Origin of the sequence: Novosphingobium sp. EMRT-2 (assembly GCF_005145025.1) — a bacterium.
Taxonomy (GTDB): domain Bacteria; phylum Pseudomonadota; class Alphaproteobacteria; order Sphingomonadales; family Sphingomonadaceae; genus Novosphingobium.
This window is the reverse complement of sequence record NZ_CP039697.1, coordinates 200,133-217,376: the sequence shown is the minus strand read 5'-3', so window position 1 is coordinate 217,376 and position 17,244 is coordinate 200,133. Positions and strand designations below refer to the sequence as shown.

The 17,244-nt window shown below is 65.9% G+C and carries 15 protein-coding genes; 8 read left to right on the top strand and 7 right to left on the bottom strand.

Annotated features, from left to right (window positions below; genetic code table 11):
• Positions 1-45 precede the first annotated feature (45 nt).
• The 3 genes from FA702_RS19150 to FA702_RS19140 all read right to left on the bottom strand — a co-directional run bounded on the left by FA702_RS19150 (position 46) and on the right by FA702_RS19140 (position 5,270).
• Positions 46-2,994 carry a TonB-dependent receptor domain-containing protein gene (locus tag FA702_RS19150; protein ID WP_168196145.1) on the bottom strand — a complete coding sequence of 983 codons (2,949 nt, stop codon included), beginning with the start codon at positions 2,992-2,994 and terminating at the stop codon, positions 46-48.
• Between the two features lie 117 nt (positions 2,995-3,111).
• Entirely contained in the window at positions 3,112-4,785 is a 1,674-nt protein-coding gene (locus FA702_RS19145) for a CocE/NonD family hydrolase (RefSeq protein ID WP_168196144.1), read from the bottom strand.
• A 2-nt stretch (positions 4,786-4,787) separates the two neighbouring features.
• A complete protein-coding gene (locus FA702_RS19140) occupies positions 4,788-5,270 on the bottom strand; it encodes a DUF3237 domain-containing protein (protein ID WP_168196143.1) in 483 nt (160 codons plus the stop codon).
• Between the two features lie 114 nt (positions 5,271-5,384).
• On the opposite strand from FA702_RS19140, the gene FA702_RS19135 reads away from it, so the two are divergent.
• Together FA702_RS19135 and FA702_RS19130 are read left to right on the top strand one after the other, a co-directional pair.
• Complete coding sequence (locus tag FA702_RS19135) at positions 5,385-5,891, top strand: MarR family winged helix-turn-helix transcriptional regulator (protein ID WP_136957712.1); 507 nt, start codon at positions 5,385-5,387, stop codon at positions 5,889-5,891.
• Between the two features lie 159 nt (positions 5,892-6,050).
• Positions 6,051-6,362, top strand: a complete 312-nt coding sequence (locus FA702_RS19130; protein WP_255504890.1) for a hypothetical protein — start codon at positions 6,051-6,053, stop codon at positions 6,360-6,362.
• A 34-nt stretch (positions 6,363-6,396) separates the two neighbouring features.
• Here the strand turns inward: FA702_RS19130 and FA702_RS19125 are convergent, their stop codons facing one another.
• A complete protein-coding gene (locus tag FA702_RS19125; RefSeq protein ID WP_136957710.1) occupies positions 6,397-7,254 on the bottom strand; it encodes a catechol 1,2-dioxygenase in 858 nt (285 codons plus the stop codon).
• Between the two features lie 131 nt (positions 7,255-7,385).
• Between FA702_RS19125 and FA702_RS19120 the strand changes: the two genes are divergently transcribed.
• From FA702_RS19120 to FA702_RS19110, 3 genes are read left to right on the top strand one after another with little or no spacing between them, the layout of a single operon-like run.
• Positions 7,386-8,654: a cytochrome P450 gene (locus tag FA702_RS19120; RefSeq protein ID WP_136957709.1), complete on the top strand. Its 1,269-nt coding sequence runs from the start codon at positions 7,386-7,388 to the stop codon at positions 8,652-8,654.
• Between the two features lie 43 nt (positions 8,655-8,697).
• Positions 8,698-9,993, top strand: coding sequence for a glutamine synthetase family protein (locus tag FA702_RS19115; protein WP_136957708.1), 1,296 nt, complete (start codon positions 8,698-8,700; stop codon positions 9,991-9,993).
• 14 nt (positions 9,994-10,007) lie between these two features.
• A complete protein-coding gene (locus tag FA702_RS19110; protein ID WP_136957707.1) occupies positions 10,008-11,465 on the top strand; it encodes an aldehyde dehydrogenase in 1,458 nt (485 codons plus the stop codon).
• A gap of 14 nt (positions 11,466-11,479) precedes the next feature.
• On the opposite strand, the gene FA702_RS19105 is transcribed toward FA702_RS19110, so the two are convergent.
• Together FA702_RS19105 and FA702_RS19100 are read right to left on the bottom strand one after the other, a co-directional pair.
• The gene (locus FA702_RS19105; RefSeq protein ID WP_370385540.1) at positions 11,480-12,202 is read right to left on the bottom strand and encodes a cytochrome b; all 723 of its coding nucleotides are present in this window, start codon (positions 12,200-12,202) and stop codon (positions 11,480-11,482) included.
• 50 nt (positions 12,203-12,252) lie between these two features.
• Positions 12,253-13,056 (bottom strand): acetoacetate decarboxylase family protein, encoded by an 804-nt coding sequence (locus FA702_RS19100; RefSeq protein WP_136957706.1) that lies wholly within the window; start codon positions 13,054-13,056, stop codon positions 12,253-12,255.
• A 123-nt stretch (positions 13,057-13,179) separates the two neighbouring features.
• On the opposite strand from FA702_RS19100, the gene FA702_RS19095 reads away from it, so the two are divergent.
• From FA702_RS19095 to FA702_RS19085, 3 genes are read left to right on the top strand one after another with little or no spacing between them, the layout of a single operon-like run.
• Positions 13,180-14,070, top strand: coding sequence for a fumarylacetoacetate hydrolase family protein (locus tag FA702_RS19095; RefSeq protein ID WP_136957705.1), 891 nt, complete (start codon positions 13,180-13,182; stop codon positions 14,068-14,070).
• Between the two features lie 7 nt (positions 14,071-14,077).
• On the top strand, positions 14,078-15,502 hold the full coding sequence (locus tag FA702_RS19090; RefSeq protein WP_136957704.1) for an aldehyde dehydrogenase family protein: 1,425 nt from the start codon (positions 14,078-14,080) through the stop codon (positions 15,500-15,502).
• A gap of 27 nt (positions 15,503-15,529) precedes the next feature.
• Entirely contained in the window at positions 15,530-15,847 is a 318-nt protein-coding gene (locus FA702_RS19085; RefSeq protein ID WP_136957703.1) for a 2Fe-2S iron-sulfur cluster-binding protein, read from the top strand.
• Here FA702_RS19085 and FA702_RS19080 read toward each other — a convergent pair.
• Positions 15,844-17,142: a chloride channel protein gene (locus FA702_RS19080; RefSeq protein WP_255504889.1), complete on the bottom strand. Its 1,299-nt coding sequence runs from the start codon at positions 17,140-17,142 to the stop codon at positions 15,844-15,846. The genes FA702_RS19085 and FA702_RS19080 overlap by 4 nt on opposite strands.
• Positions 17,143-17,244: the final 102 nt, after the last annotated feature.

Genomic DNA, 17,244 nt, shown 5'->3' with positions numbered 1-17,244 from the left:
ATGGAACCGGCCCCGGCGGCAGCGCGCCGCCGGGGCCGGTAAGGATCAGAAGTCGTAACGGATGCCCATCCGGTAGCGACGGCCGATCACGTCGTAGTACACCGAGTTGTTGTTGCCGTTCCACAGCGGGGGCGGCATCACGTTGAACAGGTTGGTGACGTTGACATAGGCCTGCAGCGTCCGCGTGCCGGTCTTGATCAGGTCGAAGCTGGCGCCAAGGTTGGTGTAGAACCGCGACGGCACCCGGTTGGTGTTGATGCTGTTGACCGCCGTTACGCTGTATCCCGCGTCTTCGGGGCCGACCAGTGAGGCATCGTACTTGCCGGCCGAGATGAAGTGCCCCTGCAGGTTCAGCGTCAGCCGCTTGATCGTGAGCGACGCGAAGCCATCGACCACCCAGGAAGGCACGCCGTTCAGGCCGTTGTCGCCCGCGCGATCAACCGGCGTCTTCGTGCCCGGCAACACCACCGCGCTGTTGGTCAGCTTGAAGGTGTGCGTCGCCAGCGCGCGCAGGTCCAGAGCCGAATCCGACCCCAGCGCCATGTGGTAGCTGCCCTCGATGTCCAGGCCCTTCAGATCCTGCCGGTTGAGGTTCAGATAGACCACCGACACGGATTGCAGGATGCCGCTGGAATTGCGGGTGACGAGCCCGCAGATGTCCGACGCGCCGCTGGTGTTGCAGGTGTTGACGATGACCTGCGCGCCGAGCGTGGCGATCGCGTCGCGAATGCGGATCTTGTAGAAGTCCAGCGAGAACCGCAGCCCGTTGAGCGCCCCTTGCGGTTGCAGGGTGATGCCCGCCGTAAAGGTCCGCGCGGTTTCCGGCTTCAGGTTGATGTTGCCGCCGGTATAGACGTTGGCGAACACCTGGCTGCCGGTCTTGGTGTCGGAAATCGCGGCGACGCCGGTGACGGGCGTGGTGAACAGTTCCGACGTGTTGGGCGCGCGGATATCCTGCGATTCGGTGATCCGCAGCAGCACTTCGTCCACCGGCTTGTAGGTCGCGCCTACTTTCCAGGTGGTGGCGTTGAAGCTGTTCGAAACGGTCTGGCTTGCCGTGTTGTAGTGCGTGCGGCGGACTGCGCCGTTCAGGTCCAGGCTGCGGCCAAGGGGGCTGTCCTTCAGCAGCGGAATGCCCGCTTCGAGATAGCCTTCCGTCACCGTGACGTGGCCCTTCGCGGGCGTCGCGTTGTAAACGTAGAACCCGTTGGCGGCGGAGATCGGGTCGACCGTGATCGTCAATTGGTCACGCCGCGCTTCCGCGCCGGTCGCGATCTTCACCGGGCCTGCCCAGGTATCGAACAGCGTGCCATGGAGGTTGGCCGCGCCGACAAGCTGGGTGAACTCGGTCCGCTGCTTGGTGGTGCCGAAGGCATAGGCCTTGGCTTCGGGCGACGGCGCGCCCTGGCCCAGGATGTTCAGCGCCACGCAATTGGTGCCCGGGTTGGTCAGCGCGATGCGGCAGATCGGCTTGCCGGTCACGGGATCGGCGACCGCGTCGATCGCGTTGGCATAGTTCGCCGTGATCCGGTCGTTCACCGTGGACTGATGGTAGTCGGTAATGCCGTACTGGATATAGGCGTCCCACGCCCAGTTGCTGTTGATCTGGCCGTTGCCGCCCGCAACCAGGCGATAGGTATCGCGCTTCGATACGCTGTCGATCTGGCCGAAGTTGGTGCCCAGCTTGCCGATCACCAGCCCGGTGATGCCGTTGTTCGCCATGGTCGTCTTGATCGATTGCGGCAGGAACGGGTTGTCGATCTTGATGAGGCTGCCGTTGCCGGGGAAGCCACCGTCACGGACTTCCGGTCCGCTGGTATAGCCCACGACATGGCCGTAGCTGATGTCGGCAAAGCCCGTGAACGCATCCGATGCTTCGTATTCGAAGTGGCCATAGCCGTTGTAGCGCGTGACCGGGATGGACAGCGCCGGATCGCCGAAGAAGCTGTTGAGGCCGGCCCCGGTGCCGCCTTCCATGAACAGCGCGCCCGCGTTCTGCCCGTAATTGAACGTCGTGGGGTTGCCGTTCGCGTCGAACTGGATGCCGCCCAGCACGCCACCCCGCGCCGCCGAGCGCACGCCCGCCGCGTTGACCGTCCCGGTGATCAGCCCGCCCGGCGTGAGCGTCGCGGTATGCACGTTGTAGGCAATGTTGTTGGCGGGCCGTCCGTTCGCACCCGCGGTCTGCGTCAGGTTGCCCACTTCGTTGGAGCAATAGGTACGCGTGTAGCAACCGCCCACGCCTTCGTCCTTGTCGTATTCCGCGCCGAACACAACGTGGCCGCGCCCATCGGCAAAGCTGGTTCCGGCCGCGATCTGCGCGAAGTAGTTCTTGCCGTCCCCGCGGTCACTGACGCCGAAGCCGGCATTGGTCTTCACCCCCTGCAGATGCCTGTTGAGAATGATGTTGATGACGCCCGATACCGCGTCCGAGCCGTAGGCCGCTGATGCGCCCCCGGTCACGACATCGGTGCGCTGGATCAGCAGCGTCGGGATCAGGTTGAGATCCACCGTGCCCGTGGACGTGCTGGGCGCGAAGCGCTGGTTGTTGACCAGCACCAGTGTGCGCGTCGGGCCGAGGCCGCGCAAGTCGGCGATGCGGGCACCCGCGTTGACCGGGCTGATGTTCGATCCGACCACGGAGTTGGAAGGCGAGGACGAGGCGCGGAACGACGGCAGCGAGGCCAGGGCGTCACCGATGTTGGTCGAGGCCATCTTGGTCAGGCGATCGGCGCCCAGCGTGGTGACCGGGGTGGGCGCGTTGAAGCCGGCGCTGCTCGACAGGCGCGAACCGGTGACGATGATTTCGCGGTCCTGGTCGGGAGCCGCCTGATTGGGTGACGCGGCATCGCTCGCGCTCTGTTCGGCGGTCTGATCGGCGGCGAAGGCGGGGGCCGCACCGGCGGCGCAGGCCATGAGCGCGGCCGTCGCCATCAGCGATCGGCGCGCGATGGACGTCCGGCTTGGCGCCGTACGGAACTCGGAACCCTTCATGATTTCCTCCTCGTGTTCGGCCCTGCGTGCAGAATTGTGCGCGGCCTTGATGGTTTTCGGCTGGTGATGGCGATGGGTGGATGGTTGCGGGATCGCGGTGTGCCGGACGGTCATCGGTCAGCCTTCCGCCGCCGGGACGACCGGCACCAGCAGGTGCGAGTCGTGCTCCGGCCCGATGTGGATGATGTGGCGACCGGCGTTGTGCGTGGCTTCGTGGCGGGCGAACGGCAGGAACGGCACGCCTTCGGCGTAGATATCCGCGCCCTTGATCACGATCCGGAGCGTTTCTCCCGCGCGGAAAAGCGTGGAGGATGGCCAGATCTCGATGTTCACCGGCACGATATCGCCCGGCGCCAGCCGCTGTTCGCGAACGTGTGTGTGGAACGGTTGCAGCGGCGTGCTTCTGGACGGATCGGTTTCGCGGTGGCTGGCCCGAAGCCAACCGAGCGCGACCGGCCCGTCCTCGAAGAAGGCGTAGAACGTCTGGCCAAGCGGCTGGCCGTCGCGATCGAGCTTCTGCAGCGCCACGAACAGGTCCATGTCGTCGGACCCGTCGGCCTCCACCCACAGGCGCAGGCTGGCGTGGCCGGTCAGTTCCGTGTCCTGTTCGAAACGATGGTCGAACACGGCTTCGCCTGCGGTGGCATCATACGCGATCGCGGCAGAACCGTCGGGGCGATCCGCGTTCAGCGTGCCGTCGGCATGCAGCCACAGCGGCGTGGGCGCCGTGCGGGCAAGCGGCCATTCCTGTTCCGCGCGCTCCACCGCTTCGCCGTGCCGTTCGCGCACCTCGATGCGGACCGGCGGCCACGCGGCCAGGGCGGTCTGCCGGTCCTTCAGGAAGTGATCGAAGAACGCCTCGCGCCGGGCCTGGCTTTGCGCCAGATAGTAGTGTGCCCACTTCTTCTGGCCATGCACGTCCAGCCATTTCCGCGGACTGGACATGGCCTTGAAGGCTTCCAGCGTGCCGCGCGTGTGCAGCCCCTGGTCCGACCAGCTGGCGACGACCCAAGCCGGCGTGCGTATCGCGGCAAGGTCGATCTCCTTCGAATGCCAGAAGGCATCCATCAGCGGATGGGCCTGCGCGTTTTCCCACGTGTCTTCGGTGTGGTTCAGCGAGAAACGGATGTTGTCGGACGCGCGCGGCAGGAACCCGGTTTCCAGGATGCCGCCGTGATAGGCGAATTCGCGATACCAGTCGGTGAATCCTTCCCACGGGTTGATGGCGGTGAGCGCGGGCGGGTTCAGCGCAGCGACCCAAAACTGGATCGCCGCCAGGTAGGACACCCCGGTCATGCCGACCTTGCCGTTCGACCAGGGCTGGTCGGCCAGCCAGTTGATCGTATCGGCGCAGTCCTTGGCCTCGACCGCGCCGTTGTGGTGGAAATCGCCTTCGGACAGCCATGCGCCGCGGGGATCGACGACGACCACGGCATAGCCAAGCGCGCCCCATTTGACCGGGTCAGCCCCTTCGAACGGCGTCAGCGGCGAAAGCCATTCCGGATTCACGCCGGATCGCGGCCAGAACACCTGGTTGGACTGCGCGTGCTTGCCATACGGGCTCCACGACAGCAGCACCGGCAGGTCGGCTTCGCCGCGCGGCCCTTCTGGACGGTAGATATCGGCGTAGATGCGCACGCCATCGCGCAGCGGGATGGCGACATTGCGTTCGATCACCAGCCCCGCCTCGTGGCGCAGCGCGTAGTCGATCGGTGGCAGCGGCGGCTTGTTCGGCGCGGTGTGCGGGTCGACGCCGGGGCGCATGATCGGGGCGTAGGAAAGCTCGGCCATGATCACAGCACCACGAAGTAATGGATGCGGTTGGCGTTCGGAATCTTTTCCGCCACGCCCACGAACATGTGCTGGCTCATCCATTCGTGCGGGCCTGCGGGCGCTTCGAAACGGGGGGATACGCGCATGTAGTAGGCGTTGGCGTCGACCGGTTCGTTGCGCGCCATGCGTTCGGCGATGTCGGGGCTGCGAGCCCAGCGATAGCCGCGGTTCTGCATGTAGATCACCGCGCCGTCATCGGCTTCCAGCATGTAGCGCGCATCGAAATCGATCACGCCGTTCGGGCGTTGCAGCGGGAAATCGCCGCCCGACATCGGAATGACCTTGCCGTTGAGGCGGGGTCCTTCGACTGTCCCGCTGGCGGCGTAGATGACCGCCCGGGTGTTGCCCAGCACGGACGGTTCGATCCAGCGCAGACCGTCAAGTTCGATCGAGATGGTGAAGGCATATTCGCAATGCGGTGCGAACGGGTGTGGGGCGGTCACGCTTGTCCTCTCCTGCGGGTGAAATCTGATTGTTGATTTATCACCATCGGCAGTTGTTGATATATCTACAACCTGCGCGTGACAAGAGGGTTTGAGTCAGGTATTGATCGCGTCATGGACAGGGCCACTCCGCCGGATGACGATCCGACGCTTCGCGCTTCCGAACGGCGATGGAAGCTGTTCGGGCAAAGCCATCTTCCCTATCGCATCCTGCTGCTGGCCAAGATGATCGACCGGGTCACATCGCAGCATGTGCGCGAAAAGGCCGCGATGTCGCTGGCCGAATGGCGCGTGATTTCGCACGTCGAGCTGATGGGGCGATGCAGCGCGAGCGAAATCGCGGATGCGGCCTTCGTCGATCGGGCCGAGGTCAGCCGGGCCGTGGGCGTGCTGGAAGGGCGGGGCCTGATCCAGCGCGAACCCCACCCGCGCAACCGCAAGAGCAGCCTGATTTCGCTGACCGAAGAAGGCAAGCGAATCTACGCCTCCGTGCGCGAGGAGCGCAGCGGCATGTACGAGGACTGGCTTGGCGATCTTTCGGCCGACGAGCGCCGGCAGCTCGATATCGAGTTGCGCAAGGTCATGCGCCGGGTCGTTCTCGCCAACCCGGATATTCTCTGACGCGCGCGGGCGCCATGGTTCGGCGCTTTCCGACCATCTCGTTCCGGCCAGGAAATACTGATCTCAGGGCAGAGTGGTTGCCCGCACCGGCGGTCGATGGCACAAGGCGGGATGCTTCCCCACACCCGCGCGATCATAGCCGCAACAGCGCACGCCTTCATGTTCGGCCACAAGGTTGCAGGCGTGCACGACCACGAATCCGGACGGGATCTGCTCATCGCCGCGGAAGTCCGGGGCGATAGAATCCAGGGCAGGGACGGTGATCGATCTTCGACGTTCAGCGGGACACGGTCCGAAATCCATGATGCCGCCGAGAATGCGTTCGTGTCGCTGGAGATCGACGGCCGGAACGCGCGTGGCTTTGATCGCGCGTCATCCAGCCATTATACGCTGACCGTCACGGACCAGGTGGTGCAACTGTACGATCATGCGGCAGGCGCCTGGTTCGCCTTCAGCATCCAGACCGTCTGAGACCGCCGTTGCCGTCACTTCGGGACCGCGCTTGTCACGGGCGGGCGAACCACACGTGGACCTGGCTGGTGCCGGTGGCGTTCTCGTAGTCGGAATAGCGCACGCCGGGCCAGGTCCATTCCCGGCCCCCGCAGGCGCCCGCCATCATCAGATAGTGGCCGAAGCGCGCTTCGGGGACGTGCTTGAGGAATTCGGGCATGGTATCGATCACCGAGGCGTGATCACCCCTGTAGAACCACTCCAGCCGTTCGAGATCGGCCTCGCGCGCTTCGGGGCGGCTGATGTGGATCGGGTCCGAGGCTTCGTGGAGATGGAGCTGGGACAGCGGCCAGAAGCGGTGGCTCATCGACCCGCTGGCCAGCAGCAGCACGCGGCGGTCCGATGCGGCGACGGCGTGGCCAATGCCCTGGCCGACGGCAAGGAAATCGGGCGTTTCGCCGGTCTGCGCGCAGCTCACCGAAAGCCATTCCTCGCCCCTGTGCAGGTAGTGCGCGAGGTTCACCGTGGGATAATGGATCGGCAGGCAGGGATCGGCGATCGCATTGGTGCGCACGCCGCAGGCGGTGGCGCGTTCGGCGATGGCGCCGGCCAGCGCGGGGTTGCCTTTCAGGTCATAGGGCACCTGGCTCATCCCGCGCGGGAGTTCGTCCGAGGTGAACAGGCCGGTGCGGCGCTCTTGCCCGCTGACGCAGAATTCGACGGTGGTGAACCAGTGGGAATCGAGCACGATCACCGTGTCCGGCCGGAGCGCGTCCATCACCTCGCTGCGAAAGCGCTCCAGGCCGGGGACAAGGCTGATTTCCTTGCCTTCGTTCAGCTCGTAGCGATCTTCCTTCGCCATCATGATCGTGGGGGCGTGGGCCAGCAGCGCGGCGCCGACGATTTCTCCCATGGAGCAGTCCTTTCCGTATGAACGCGCCCTTCAGCGCGTCAAAGCACCATGCTTCTTTCCGCCAATCGCGCCCGCGCAGCTTGGCCGTTTTGGCCAAGTCGGGGCGGGGGACCGTTCCTATCGTCAGGAGCATGGAAACCTATCCGTTCTCCCGTTCGCAAGACGCCTTCGTCGACCTGTCATCCCAGGATGCCTTCAACGAAGGCGCGCCTTTCGCCACTTTCGACCGGCTGCGCCGGGAAGACCCGTTCGCGTGGACGGACATGACCGATGGCGGCAAGGGCTTCTGGAACGTGGTGCGCCACGCCGATCTGCTGGAACTGAACCGGCAGCCCGATCTCCTGTCGTCGGCCAGCGGCATCCGCATGGAGGATCAGTCGCCCGAGGAATACGAGGCGCGCAAGACCTTTCAGGAAACCGATCCGCCGCAGCATCGCGCTTTCCGCGCGCTGGTTTCCAAGGCCTTTTCGCGCTCGACCGTGGCGGGATACGAAGAGGCGATCCGCCGGATCGTGACCGAACTGCTCGACGAGGCGCTGGAGGCTGGCGAATTCGACGCGGTCGATGCCATCGCCCGGCGGTTGCCGATGCAGATGCTGGCGCAGATCATGGGCGTTCCCGCCGATGATGCCGCCTGGCTGGTGGAAAAGGGCGACGCACTCATTTCCAATTCGGACCCCGACTATACCGACTTCGTGATCGACAAGGTCGATACCGACGAATACCGGCTGCTGCCGTTCCGTTCGCCGGCGGCGGTCGAGCTGTTCGACTACGCCAACGATCTGCTCGACCGGATGGACGCGGGCGAACAGATCGGTGTGCTGAACCTCGTGCGCGAGGAAACCAGCCACGGCACGCGGATGCCGCGCGACGAGTTCCGCAACTTCTTCTGCCTGCTGGTCGCGGCGGGGAACGACACTACCCGCTATTCGATCGCGGCGACGCTGCATTCGCTGGCGAACAACCCGGCCCTGCTGGCGCAGCTGCAAGAGCCCGATTTCGCGCTGTGGGAAGAGGCGACGGACGAGATGATCCGCTGGGCGTCGCCCACCTCGCACTTCCGCCGCACCGCCACGCGCGATTTCGATTTCCACGGCAAGCAGGTGAAGGCCGGCGACAAGGTGATCATGTGGTTCCTTTCGGGCAACCGCGACGAGACCGCGATCCCCGATCCCTACCGGCTCGATCTGACCCGGCCGCGTAACCCGTTCCTCTCGTTCGGGCAGGGCGGGCCTCACATCTGCCTCGGCATGTGGCTGGCCAAGCTGGAAGTGAAGATCGTGTTGCAGGAACTGGCGCGGCGCGTGAAAGCGATCGGACAGACCGGCGATCACCGCTATCTGCGGTCCAATTTCATTCACGGAATCAAATACCTGCCGGTCAGGGTCGAACGAAAATGAGGGCACCTGCGTGAACAGAATAGTGCCTGGGGAGATTGCAGCCATGACCGAACTCGCCGCCGGCGATCGCGTGAGAATCCTGTTCGCCGACCAGCTCAACCTGGCGCGCGGCAAGTACGTTCCTTCCAGCGAGGCGCGCAAGGGGCATGCCCGGCTTTGCGTTGGAACCTATGCGGTTACATACAGCAAGGCGCTTGTACCAGCGCCCGGCGGTGGCCTGCTCGATGGCCTGCCCGACATGGAAGCCCGGTTCGATGCGAACGACCTGCGCCCGGGCTGGGAAGCCGGCACGCAGATCGCGCTGGCCGACCTCCATTTCCAGGGCGAGCCGTTTCCGCTGTGCGGGCGCAGCGCGCTCAAGCGCGCGATCGATGGCTGGCGCAAACACGGGCTGGAACCAATGGTCGGCATGGAACTGGAAGCCTATATCTTCCAGCGTGGCCCGAACGGCGAATGGGTGCCCTATGAAACGCCGGGCGCCTTCGTCTATGGCACCGGCCCGTTCACCGATCCCGCCGGGCTGATCGACGATATCTGGGCCATGGCCGCGCGCTGCGGCCTGCCCATCGAATCGATCAACGCCGAATTCGATGCGCCGCAGTTCGAGCTGACTCTGCGTTACGCGGACGCCTTGCGCGCCGCAGACGACGTGTTCCTGTTCCGCCAGATGGCACGCGAACTGCTGATCCGGCGCGGCTACCTGTTGTCGTTCCTGCCCAAGCCCTTCGCCGAAAAAAGCGGCAGCGGACTGCACTTCAACATCAGCTTCACCGAGCATTCGGGCCGCAACGCCTTTGCCGACGATGTCGCCAACGGGGCGCCTTCGAAGCTGATGGCCGGTTGCATCGCAGGCATGTTGCGGCACCACGAGGCGCTGGCGGCGATCATGGCGCCGTTAACCAACAGCTATGCGCGGCTGCAACCCGCCAGCCTTTCGGGCTACTGGGCGAACTGGGGCATCGATCACCGCTCGGTCACGGTGCGCGTTTCGGCGGAAACCGGCGCGGCGGCGCGGATCGAGCATCGCTTGGCCGATTGCGCGGCCAGTCCCTATTTCGCGCTGGCGGCGGCTCTGCAGGCCGCGCTGCTGGGCTACGAGAAGGGCTACGAACTGCCAGCGCGCGAAACCAACGACGGGCTGGAAACCACGGTCACCGACCGGCACACACCGCATTCGCTGCCCGAAGCGCTCGATGCGCTGGAAGCCGACACGGTCCTGACCGAGACGCTCGGGACCGAACTCGTCGCCAATTTCATCGCGATCAAGCGGCAGGAAGTGCTCGAACTCGAAGGCAAGTCCGAAGCCGAACAGATCGCCTATTACCTGCACTTCATCTGAGGGTCCTGCCGACCATGCGTGAGCGCGTTTCCATCGAGGGCGTGGATGTCTCGCCCGATCACTTCATCGATGGCCGCCGGGTTGCGTCGGCCGAAATCTTCGAAACGCGCTGCCCGTTCGACTGGGAGCGCAAGCTGGCCGACGTATCGCGCGGGGACGCTGGCACCGCAGCACTGGCGGTCGATGCCGCCACGCGCGCGTTTCCGGTCTGGTCGGCGATGGCGGCGGCGGAGCGCGGGGCGATCCTGCATCGCCTGGCCGATCTGATCGATGCCAACATCGAACGGCTGGCGATCGTCGAATGCATGGACATGGCCATGCTGCACGAAAGCCTGCGTCTGCGCGTGATCGCGCGTGGCGCGCTGAACTTTCGCAACTACGCCGATCTTGCCAGCGATTATCGCGAGCGCGTCTGGTCCTCGCGCGGCACGGCCAACCGGGTGATCCGGATGCCGTCCGGTCCTTCGGTGATCATCACCCCGTGGAACGCGCCGTTCATGCTGTCCACGTGGAAGTGCGCGCCGGCGCTGGCGGCGGGCAACACGGTGATCCTGAAGCCCGCCGAATGGTCCCCGCTTTCGGCCTCGGTCCTTGCGGACCTGATCGAGCAGGCGGGCTTCCCGCCGGGCGTGTTCAACATCGTGCAGGGCTTCGGCCGCGATCTGGGCATGGCTCTGGTCAGCGATCCGCGCGTCAAGCGCATCAGCTTTACCGGCTCGGTTCCCACCGCGCGGGTGATCGGCCGCGCGGCGGCGGACAACATCGTGCCGTTCACCGCCGAGCTTGGCGGCAAGTCGCCGCTGCTGGTGTTCGCCGACGCCGACATCGACGCGGCGGCGAAGAAGGCGGCGGGGCAATACGATGACAGCGGGCAGGTCTGCATGGCCGGCACGCGCATCATCGTGGAGGAGAGCGTGCGCGAGGCGTTCCTCGAACGCTTTCACGCCTATGCCGATGCTCATGTCCTGGGCGACAGTCGCGATCCGGCGACCACGATGTCGGCGCTGATCCACCCCGATCATGTCGCGCGCGTGATGGGCTTCATCGACCGCGCGCGCGCAGCGGGCGACACGATCGTCCGGGGCGGCAAGCTGTGGCGCGAAGGCGCGAACTTCATCGAACCGACGCTGATCGTGCCGCGTTCCAACGACAGCGAAGTGGTGCAGAACGAAGTGTTCGGCCCGGTGCTGACGTTCCAGACTTTCCGCTCCGAGGAGGAGGGGGTCGCGCTTGCCAACTCCACCGCCTATGGCCTGTCCGGCATCGTCTATACCGGTGACGCCGCCCGCGCCGAGCGCGTGGGCCGCGCGGTGCGCGGCGGCACGGTCTGGGTCAACACCTTCCTGGTGCGCGATCTGACCGCGCCGTTCGGCGGCATCGGCATCTCAGGCCTGGGCCGCGAGGGCGGCGACTACGCGCTCGATTTCCATTCCGATCTCAAGACGCTGCAGATCCTGGAGGGCAGCGTCTGAGGCCCGTGTTCTTGTTACAGCATACGTCCGAGCACGTCTGTTTCGCGTCCCTTGTCCAGGACGCGATGTTTCACTACGCCGCCGATGTGCAAGGCGATGAGTCCCAGCAGGGTATAGGCCAGTGTCTCGTGCAGCCATTGGAAGATGGCGAACGCTCTGTCGTTCTTGGGCAACAGTTCGGGCAGGTCTCCCACGAAAAACGGAACACCGTCGCTCTGGGTATACGAACTCGACATCGCATAGCCCATCAGCGGGACGACGATCGCCAGAATCAGCATGCCGGCCTGCACACCCTTTGACAGCAGGGTTTCCCAGGGCGCCAGTCCGGCAGGGTGGGGTGGCATGACGGTCCGCGTGCGCACCACCAGCGCTATGACGCCGATACCGAAGGCTAGTACGCCGAACTCCTTGTGAGTCGGATACATCCAAGCAAACTGCGCCGCTATCGTTTCCGGCAACGTCGTCATGATCAAGCCGAGCGCGATCAGGGCGAGGATCACCGCAGCGCGCGTCCAGTGGAGCAGCCGCACCGGCAGCGGGTAGCGGTTGTGGAAGGCACTTCCGACGTCGGAATGCAGCGGTTCCTGAAGCAGCGGGGCATCGGACATCAACGGCGTGCCTTCCTGTTCTTCGCGAACCGGAACATGGCTCTGTCGTCCGGTTTTGCGGCGGAACGGACATGCGTGGAACGCGATCGTCGTCGTTGCGATATTCCACAACGCGGAATCTGCCAACATTGATTTTGCGATGGTCGTCCCTCTGCTCGAAGCCGGCAGAGAGCGGCGCATTACACGCGGTTGCGGCGTCGCAGGGTGGTTCCCGCTTTCCACGAAACGCCCACTTCGTGCCAGTAGCCGGCGATCTTTTCCTGCGGCGCGATGTCGAGCAGTTCCTCCACCGGCGAATCGAACAGCGACAGATCGAAATCGCCCTTGAAGCAGCGGCCGAAGTCGACGTCGTAGCTGGCCATCGTCACCACTTCGTCAAGGCTGTCGGTGCCGTCGGTCTCGATCGAGGGCATCCAGCGGTTGTGCGCCATCGGCAGGCCGTTGACGAAGCCGGGCTTCTCCGCCGCATCGGTGATGGTGAAGCGGCCTTCCGCAAGGCGGCGGTCGAAGGCGGCCAGCGTCACGCCGAAGGTGCCGCCCGGCTCCAGCCGGGGGCCGGCCTTGCCGACGACCACCGGGCGGCTCATGTGGATCGAGCCGAGCTTCTTGGGATAGCCCTGGTGCTGCCCGCGCAGCACCGCGAATTCCTTGTCCACCCAGATGTAGATGCAGCGCGAATAGTGCTTGCCCTCGAACTTGCAGCGGACGACGAAGAACATCTCCTTGTACTGCACGCGTACGGGATCGAGCAGGTGGTCGGGCTCCTCGCTCACGCTCTGCCAGTCGGCCCAGATCGCGGCGACGGCGCCGGGGTCTTCGTCGGCCGGTTCGAAGCCATCGGGCAGCAGCGCCGCAACCTTGGCGGGGTCGGTCCGGTATTCCAGCGTGATCAGCTCGCCCGAATAGTGCCACGGCACCGGCGGCACGATCGACGCCTTGCCCGACGGCGTGCGCGGATAGAACAGACCCTTGAGATCGGACATGACAACTCCCCGTGGCAATTGCGGAGGTTCTAGGCCGTGCCGTCCGCCGCAACTTGGCCAACTCGGCCAATCCCGTGCGGTGAGGTACCGCTAGGACTGACGGCAACAGCCAGGGAGATCCTCATGACCGCCGAGTACCGCCGCATCCTTCTGGATGGCTATCCGATCCTCACCACCCGCGAAGGCGATCTGCTGGTGACGCGCGACGGCCGCTCGATCGGGGTGGACGATGCGGTGCATCTGCCGCCGTGCAACCCCAGCAAGATCGTGTGCGTCCACCTGAACTACCACAGCCGGGTCGACGAATTCATCACCAAGCTGCCGCCCGCGCCCACCTATTTCCACAAGCCACCGACGGCGCTGAACACGCACAGGGGCGACGTGGTGCGCCCAGAACGCTGCAAGTGGCTGAACTACGAAGGCGAGATCGCGATCGTCATCGGTCGCACCTGCCGCAACATCGCACCGTCCGAGGCGGCCGACTACATCGCCGGCTACAGCGTGGCGAACGATTACGGCCTGCACGATTTCCGCGATACCGATGCCGGATCGATGCTGCGCGTGAAGGGATCGGACACGCTCTGCCCGATCGGCCCCGGCCTCGTCACCGGTTGGGATTTCCACAACAAGCGCATCCGCACTTACGTGAACGGCGAATTGCGGCAGGATGATACCACCGCCAACATGGAATGGGACATGCACTATCTGGTCGCCGACATCGCGCGGACGATCACGCTGGAGCCGGGCGACGTGCTGCTTTCGGGCACGCCGGCCAACAGCCGCCCGGTGCAGCCCGGCGATCTGGTGGAAGTCGAAGTCGAGGGGTTGGGGCGTCTGGCCAACCGCATCGTCCATGGCCCCACGCCGATCCGCGACGATTGCGGCGCGCAGCCGACCGAATCCGAGGAAGTGATCTCCACTGCGATGGGTGGCGACTGGGAGTTCCGGGGCAAGCGCGCGGCCGGCGGACAGGGCGCGCAGTTCTACGAATCGCGTCTGGACGAGAAGAAGTAGGCGCGCGATGGCTGATACCACCCGGTTCTACATCGGTGGTCGCTGGGTCGCTCCGCACGGGGCCGATCGCGCGCCCGTCATCAACCCGGCGGACCTCTTGACGGTCGCCGACGTGGCGCTGGGCGACGCGGACGATGCCGAAGCGGCGATCGCGGCGGCGCGCGCGGCGTTTTCCTCGTGGTCGCAGGTGCGGCCCGCCGAGCGGTTGTCGCTGATCCGGGCGATCAACGAAGCGCTGATCGCCCGCAACGACGAGATCGCGGACGCTATCTCGGCCGAAATGGGTGCGCCCAAAGGTCTGGCGCGGCGAGCGCAAGCGCCATCGGGACCGCAGCATTTCGGCGAGATCATCCGCGTGATGGAACAGTTCGCGTTCGAGGAGCCGCTCGGGACCACGCTGTTGCGGCACGAACCGATCGGCGTCTGCGTGCTGATCACGCCGTGGAACTGGCCGATGAACCAGATTGCGACCAAGGTCGCCCCGGCGCTGGCCGCCGGCTGCACGATGGTGCTCAAGCCCAGCGAACTGGCGCCGATCGACGCGGCGATCCTGGCCGAAGTGATCGACAGCGTGGGCGTGCCGCCGGGCGTGTTCAACCTCGTCCATGGCACCGGGCCGGGCATTGGCGACGCGCTGACGCGGCACCCGGACGTGGACATGGTCTCGTTCACCGGATCGACCCGCGCGGGCGTGGCGATCTCAATGAATGCCGCGCCTACTGTCAAGCGCGTGGCGCTGGAACTCGGCGGGAAGTCCGCCAATATTGTGCTGCCCGATGCCGATCTGGCGAAGGCCATACCGGCCAGCGTGCGCGGCTGCATGGGCAACAGCGGGCAGAGCTGCAACGCGCCGACGCGCTTGCTTGTCCCGCGCGCGCGGCTTGCCGAAGTGCACGCGCTGGCCGCGCAGGCGGCTAATGCGCTGAGCGTGGGTCTGCCCGCCAGTGATCCGTTCATGGGGCCGATCGCCAACGCGGCGCAGTACCGCCGCGTGGTGGGCATGATCGAGCAGGCGATCGCGGAAGGCGCGACGCTGCTCGCGGGTGGGCCGGAGTGCCCGGAGGAACTGAAGCCGGGCCTGTTCGTGCGGCCGACCGTGCTGGGCAATGTCACGCCGGCCATGACCGTCGCGCGCGAGGAAGTGTTCGGCCCGGTCCTGTCGATCATCGCCTACGACACGGTGGAGCAGGCGGTGCAGATCGCCAACGATACGCCCTACGGCCTGTCAGGCTATGTCTGGGGCGCCGATCTCGACGCGTGCCGCGACGTCGCCGCGCGGCTGCGCACGGGCATGGTGCATCTGAACGGCGCTTCGCTCGACAGCGCCGCCCCGTTCGGCGGGTACAAGATGTCCGGCAATGGCCGCGAATGGGGCGTTTACGGGCTGCGCGAGTTTCTGGAAGTCAAATCGGTCTATGGCGGGGCCGCCTGACCGCAAACGATACGGGAGGAGGGGGCTATGGTTGGAGTGATCGTGGAGAACCTCGCCGGCGAGGTTCGGACCATCGACGCGGGCGAGGGCCTGTCGCTGATGGAGGCCTTGCGCGAGAACGGTTTCGAAGAGGTCATGGCGCTGTGTGGCGGATGCTGTTCCTGCGCGACGTGCCATGTCGTGATCGACGACGCTTATGCCGGGTTGCTGCCCGCCATGTCGCCTGACGAGAACGACCTGCTCGACAGCGTGGACGACCGCGCTTCCGGGTCGCGCCTTTCGTGCCAGATTCCGCTGGTGCCGGCGCTCGACGGCATCCGCGTGAAGCTTGTTCCGGAAGGCTAGTCCCTCGGCAGGAAGCGCAGCGACAGGCCGTGGTAGAGCTTTTCGTGGCTGATCGTGCTGGCAGCGAAATCGCCGATTAGCGCGGCCGCCAGCAACGGCATCATCAAGCCCCGGCTGGCGGTCGTTTCCGAAATGATGATCACTGCCGTCAGTGGTGCGCGGACCACGCCGCTGAAATAGGCGACCATGCCCAGCAGCACCACCGCGCCTGCCGGATAGCCCGGCAACAGGCTGCGCAGCATGTCGCCGATCCCCGCCCCGATCGAGAGCGAGGGCGCGAAGATACCGCCCGGCAGGCCGGAAACGGCCGTGGCCAGTGTTGCCGCGAACTTGGCGGCGCCGAACCACAGCGGCACATCGCGCCCCTCGATCACGCTGCGCGCGGACTGGTAGCCGGTGCCCCAGGTCAGGCCGGTCGCGACGCCCAGGCCGGCGACGATAATCCCGCAGCCCAGCGCCAGCAGCAGCGGTCGTGCCCGTAGCCAGGCCATCGGCGCGAAGCGCGTCGTGCCGGCCGACAGCATCAGGTGCGAGAAGCAGCCGCCGGCAAGGCCGCCCAGGACGCCGGCCACCGGCGTGGCGACGAGCGCCTGCGTGACGTTCAGCGTTTGGCGCATCTCGCCGAAATAGACGTAGTCGCCCGCCAGGCCGAGGCTGACCATGCCCGCGATCAGCACCGTCGCCATGACCAGCAACGTGGTGCGCTGTTCGTAGGCGGCGGCCAGTTCCTCGATCGCGAAGGCCACGCCCGCCAGCGGCGTGTTGAACGCCGCGGCCACGCCCGCCGCGCCCCCAGCGATATAGACCGAAGCACGCAAGGGCACCCGCATCAACCGGTGCGAATAGCCCATGATCGACGCGGCGATCTGCACGGTCGGCCCTTCGCGCCCCACCGAAGCCCCGAACAAAAGCGCGCCGATCGTCAGGAAGAACTTAACGATCGCCGTGCGCCCGGAGACGAGACCGCCGAGCGCCGCCTCGGGGTCCTTGGTCGCGGCCATGACCTGGGGAATGCCCGATCCCTTGGCCGCGGGCGCAAGGCGCAGGGTCAGCCAGGCGAAGGCGACGAACCCGGCGGGCGTCAGTACCAGCGGCATCCACCACCAGCGCGCGACGATCCCCTGAAAGCCCTCGTTCGCCTTGTCGGCCAGGGCGGCGAACAGCAGCGCGACCAGTCCGATGAGGATGCCGCCGCCCAGCAGCGCCACGCGCCGCCGCCAGATGAACGCTTCCGGTCCGTGGCGGCGCAGCAGAACGCGGACCCGCCGGGGAAGAAAGCGCTGGAGGGGGTTCACGACAGGGGCCTTTCCGTTGCCGGCGGCCAGAAACGTACAACGCCGCCTTGCATTCGCATGGCTCTATGCGGGCGATGGCGGGGGAATGTCCACCCGGCAGGT